The sequence below is a fragment of the Cronobacter sp. EKM101R genome, from assembly GCF_963888145.1.
GTDB classification, from domain to species: Bacteria; Pseudomonadota; Gammaproteobacteria; order Enterobacterales; family Enterobacteriaceae; genus Cronobacter; species Cronobacter turicensis.
In genome coordinates, this window is the sequence record NZ_CAWPHW010000025.1 from 1 (window position 1) to 3,890 (window position 3,890).

At 48.4% G+C, this 3,890-nt stretch carries 7 protein-coding genes and 2 pseudogenes; 4 read left to right on the forward strand and 5 right to left on the reverse strand.

The window, feature by feature from the left end; all coding sequences use genetic code 11:
• Positions 1-121 precede the first annotated feature (121 nt).
• Positions 122-328, reverse strand: a complete 207-nt coding sequence (locus AACV31_RS14975) for a cell division inhibitor protein (protein ID WP_165157225.1) — start codon at positions 326-328, stop codon at positions 122-124.
• Positions 329-709: 381 nt separating this feature from the next.
• Between AACV31_RS14975 and AACV31_RS23215 the strand changes: the two genes are divergently transcribed.
• Positions 710-937, forward strand: coding sequence for an ECs_2282 family putative zinc-binding protein (locus AACV31_RS23215; protein ID WP_419389371.1), 228 nt, complete (start codon positions 710-712; stop codon positions 935-937).
• 373 nt (positions 938-1,310) lie between these two features.
• Here AACV31_RS23215 and AACV31_RS14985 read toward each other — a convergent pair whose 3' ends face one another.
• From AACV31_RS14985 to AACV31_RS15000, 4 genes and pseudogenes are all read right to left on the reverse strand, one after another.
• The gene (locus AACV31_RS14985; RefSeq protein WP_255491449.1) at positions 1,311-1,697 is read right to left on the reverse strand and encodes a hypothetical protein; all 387 of its coding nucleotides are present in this window, start codon (positions 1,695-1,697) and stop codon (positions 1,311-1,313) included.
• A gap of 79 nt (positions 1,698-1,776) precedes the next feature.
• Positions 1,777-2,133: pseudogene (locus tag AACV31_RS14990) on the reverse strand (DUF2335 domain-containing protein); the annotation flags it as partial.
• Positions 2,075-2,296: a hypothetical protein gene (locus AACV31_RS14995; RefSeq protein WP_165157192.1), complete on the reverse strand. Its 222-nt coding sequence runs from the start codon at positions 2,294-2,296 to the stop codon at positions 2,075-2,077. The pseudogene AACV31_RS14990 and the gene AACV31_RS14995, both read right to left, overlap by 59 nt.
• A gap of 263 nt (positions 2,297-2,559) precedes the next feature.
• The gene (locus AACV31_RS15000) at positions 2,560-2,973 is read right to left on the reverse strand and encodes a helix-turn-helix domain-containing protein (protein ID WP_255491447.1); all 414 of its coding nucleotides are present in this window, start codon (positions 2,971-2,973) and stop codon (positions 2,560-2,562) included.
• Between the two features lie 67 nt (positions 2,974-3,040).
• Between AACV31_RS15000 and AACV31_RS15005 the strand changes: the two genes are divergently transcribed.
• The 3 genes and pseudogenes from AACV31_RS15005 to AACV31_RS15015 all read left to right on the forward strand — a co-directional run.
• Entirely contained in the window at positions 3,041-3,304 is a 264-nt protein-coding gene (locus AACV31_RS15005) for a transcriptional regulator (protein ID WP_165157198.1), read from the forward strand.
• Positions 3,288-3,713: a toxin YdaT family protein gene (locus AACV31_RS15010; protein ID WP_165157200.1), complete on the forward strand. Its 426-nt coding sequence runs from the start codon at positions 3,288-3,290 to the stop codon at positions 3,711-3,713. Before AACV31_RS15005 ends, AACV31_RS15010 begins: the two co-directional genes overlap by 17 nt.
• A 28-nt stretch (positions 3,714-3,741) precedes the next feature.
• Positions 3,742-3,890: pseudogene (locus tag AACV31_RS15015) on the forward strand (replication protein); the annotation flags it as partial.

The following is a 3,890-nucleotide window of genomic DNA, read 5'->3' on the forward strand; positions in this document are numbered from 1 at the left end:
GGCTGATTCGGTTTAATTCTAATTTCGCAGCAATGACATTTTTCATATTGAGATTCCTTTATTCAGGTTGTAAGAAGTCCTGCCGGTTAAGGCCTGTTTATTAATCTGAACGTAAAGTTTCTTAATTGGTTAGTGCGTTGCCGTGGCCGTCAAGAAGAATGCTGACCGTTAAAGCCTCGGTTCTGGTAGCTTCGCTTAATGTTTTTAAATAAAGCTTCCCGCCGTAATTAGCTGAAGCTTTCCATATCCGGTTTTTATGCATTACCAGCATGCCGGGTTTAACACATCCGCGATTTACTTCCAGCGTTCCATAATGCTGACCTGTCATTTTATTTCCTCGTTTAAATTCACACGTACAAAATTTTTATACACATATATTTTTACGAAGAGCGTGCAGTCAGAAAAAAGCCCGCCCGAAAGCGGGCAAAGATTGCACTGGTATGGTTAACATTGTGGTGCCGGGTGCCTCCCGGTGCCTGGTCAGGGCTGAATCCCAGGCGGGGCCACACACAACAAAAGGAAAGTTTTTAGCCCACCCCGCGTGCGCTTAGCCGCATTCACCACAATATGAAGCGCATTCCGCCGTTTGCGTTTACTCCCAGGCGAGTCAGTGAATAAGTGAAATGCGCTTCATGTTGTGTGCCTGCTTTTAGCCACGTCAGGCGAGGTGGTATACTGGAGTTTCCACACAACCAGCAAGGATTAATCAATGATCGAAAATCAAACTTTGAAGGTTTCCTGTCCTGATTGCGGTGGCGACATGCTCAAGCGTCCCGATGATTTTGACTTTGAAACAAATTTCGTTGGCGTTAGCTGCGCTAACTGTGGCCGAGAAATCACCAAGGCTGATGTTATCCAGCAGGGAACTGATGTTGCCAAGAAACAGGTCGAAGACATGCTCCGGAACACCCTCAAAGGCAGTGGATGGAAGTTTTAATAACCCAATAATCTCGCTAATTTGATTTACTGCTTCTGTAGCGTCTATGGTTAGTCCGATAGACGCTATTTTGATTTCTGCCATATGAAACCTCATTTCCCCTTAACGCCGGGGCGCGGAACAAAACCTGCTGCGCGTTAACCTGTCCACCTCATCCCGGTATTCGTATGCTCCGGGCAGCTACTTCGTGGGCGTCCTGCCTTGGTGGTGTTGATGAGTATAGTAAAGCGCAGATTTACCAATCAGTCAAGCTTTGAGATCAAAAAGCGTAAAGTCCTGATTCCATGTCGAGGCTGGAAGAGGGAGGGGTAGGGGAGGGATGACAATAAAAAACCCGGCGCAGTGGCCGGGTGGGGGAGGGTCGGCTTTTAGATTAAGCAAACAAATATTTTGCAATAGCCAGGGCCAAACCAGTTGTGCCAATTATGGTGGCAGCAATCCATTTTGTCTGCGAACCGATTTCTCTATGAATATCTTCTTTGGTAGCGTAATTAGACTTAATGACAGCGACATCTGTGACGAGTGATGTCACTTGTTCTTCCAGTTTTTTTACTCGTTGAAGCATCTCATCACCTCCACCGCCGTTGCCATGATTATGAGTATCCTCTGTCACAGCTGGATTTTCAATCAGAGGATCGTTGTTGGTTGGCACCAGATAAAGACGCGATTGGTTCATTTGTGCCTTTAGTCCGTCGGCCAATAACGAACACGCCAGCCAGCGCAACAAGTTCAACACCAAGTAGCCCGGTAGCCCATCCATAAGCTTCTTTCTGAATCATTTCATATGCAATATATGCGAATACGAAGACGCAAATTAGGCCAAATATCTGCCCAAGCCGATCGCGCCAAATTGCCCCGGATTGACCTTTGCTCATGTGTTTGTGCCGGTGGGACTGTTCAGCTTTTGCCATCTCAAGAATTTCACGCGCAAAGCCAGGTGAGACCTTCTCATATCTTGCTAATTCGTCTGGGTCAGGGAGGGGGCCTGAACGGGTATGGGTAGTGACTTGCATCATTATCCCCGCCGTATCAGGCCTATTCATCAGGCGCTCAATAACTTGCGGATTTTTTACAACCTCATTAACTAGGTGCTCAGTTTTGCCATCCTGAGCCCTGCTACCGGATTGTGTTGGTTGGTTAGCGAGTTTGCTGGGAGTGCCTATTGTGGGCTTTCTTGATGATTTTTTTCTGCTCATTGTTAGTAACAGCCTCTCGCAAGTAGCCGCCTACATTCTTCCAATCTGAAGAGATTGATTCTAGGTCGGAGGAAGATGAACGATACTCGCTGTAGCTGCTTGCTGGGCAGAGATCAAGGATAGAGCCCATAGCACTAAAAAACCGAATAGTAGCTTCTTTCATGGGATTGTCCTCACATGTGGCTGACTCAAATTTGAGTAATTGAAGTTTACGCAAAAATGTGGATTCAGCAAGCAGCACAGCACAAAAAGTACTGCATCATATTGTCTACAAAACAACTTATCGGGCAAAACCTGACGATCTTAATATAGAGTTATCACCCAAACGTCTCTTCACTCACCCAAAGAAGCGGCAATCAGGAACCACCCTGACCAGTTGAAGTGCATTCAATGGCGTTAACCCCATATGTAATCACTCGGGAGGAGTTATTCCTTGTCGCCCTTAATCCTGCGCCCCATGTACTTCTCATAGAGTGCATCAAGCTCTTTCAAGCGTATCGATACGATACGCAGCATGTTTTCCTGCTCTTCCTCTGGTAGCTGACGGAAGAGTTCAAGCAGGCGCTGCTCGTTCGGTTTGAGCCCATCCTTTTCACTAACGTCTTCGCCGAGAAGCCATGGCACGGAGACACCAAACGCATCCGCAAGCGCCAGTGCCGATTCTTTACTGATCCGCCCGGTTTTAAACCAACCAGTTACCGCCTGCTTGGTGACGCCAGCAACCCTGGCCATGTCGCCTTTAGAAAAGCCTTTGGCGTTCAGTTCTGTAAGCCTGGAGACCAGGCCGCCCATCGATTTATTTTCGCTCATAAATACATTGTAAATGTTTGCTTTACCCATGAGAAGGCACCTATGACTTGACCTTTTGGTAAAGTTGCGCTTTACTGTGTGTCTCACAGGAGGTTCTATGACTGGTTTTGAACGAGCAATCAAAATTGTTGGTAACGGCGCGGCGTTAGGACGGCTCGTTGGGCGTTCCAAAATGACAATTTCGAACTGGAAGAAAAATGGGGTTCCACCAGATTTTGTCCGCGTCGTATTTGATTTAACGGGAGTTACCCCGCATGAGCTGCGTCCAGATCTGTATCCAAATCCATCGGACGCAATATGTTCTGAAGAGAAAAATAACACACCAAGCGACAGGGAGTTGAATCATGAAAATCAGGCATGAGCACATCTGCGATGCCCTGAACACCTGGGCTATGGCTGCCGGAGCCAGAAAAATCCCGGCAGCGGAGATCGCGAAAGCTTATTTCCAGCTTGGTCTGACATCCCCGCACCTGTATGGGGATGAGCATCCGGAGGCCCTGAGCCGTAACACTCAGAAGATTTTCCGCTGGGCTAACCGCGACACCGACGACGCTCGGGAAAGTATTCAGGCGCTGTACCCGGCAATTAAAGCGGCCATGCCGCCGATGCTGCTGGCGCGACTGCGTAGTCACGACTCACCGACTATCCGGGAACTGGTGACACGTAAGCAGAGAATTGATGATGAATTTGAAACGCTGTTTGGCGTCATGATGACCGTTATTGACAGCGCGAACAACGGCGGGCCGGCAGGCTGTAGCCTGGTTCATTAAGCGTGGCCCAGTGTTTGAGGTAATACCCATGACAATCAGAACGCCGACTGAAGCCGTGATGGCGATGGGCCGGATAAATTTCACGGGCAATGTCATTCCGGCCAGCTGGTGGCAACACATCAGGTTGCCGAGCGGGCGTCCGGATCAGACAGCGATAACGCTGTTATCAGAGATTGT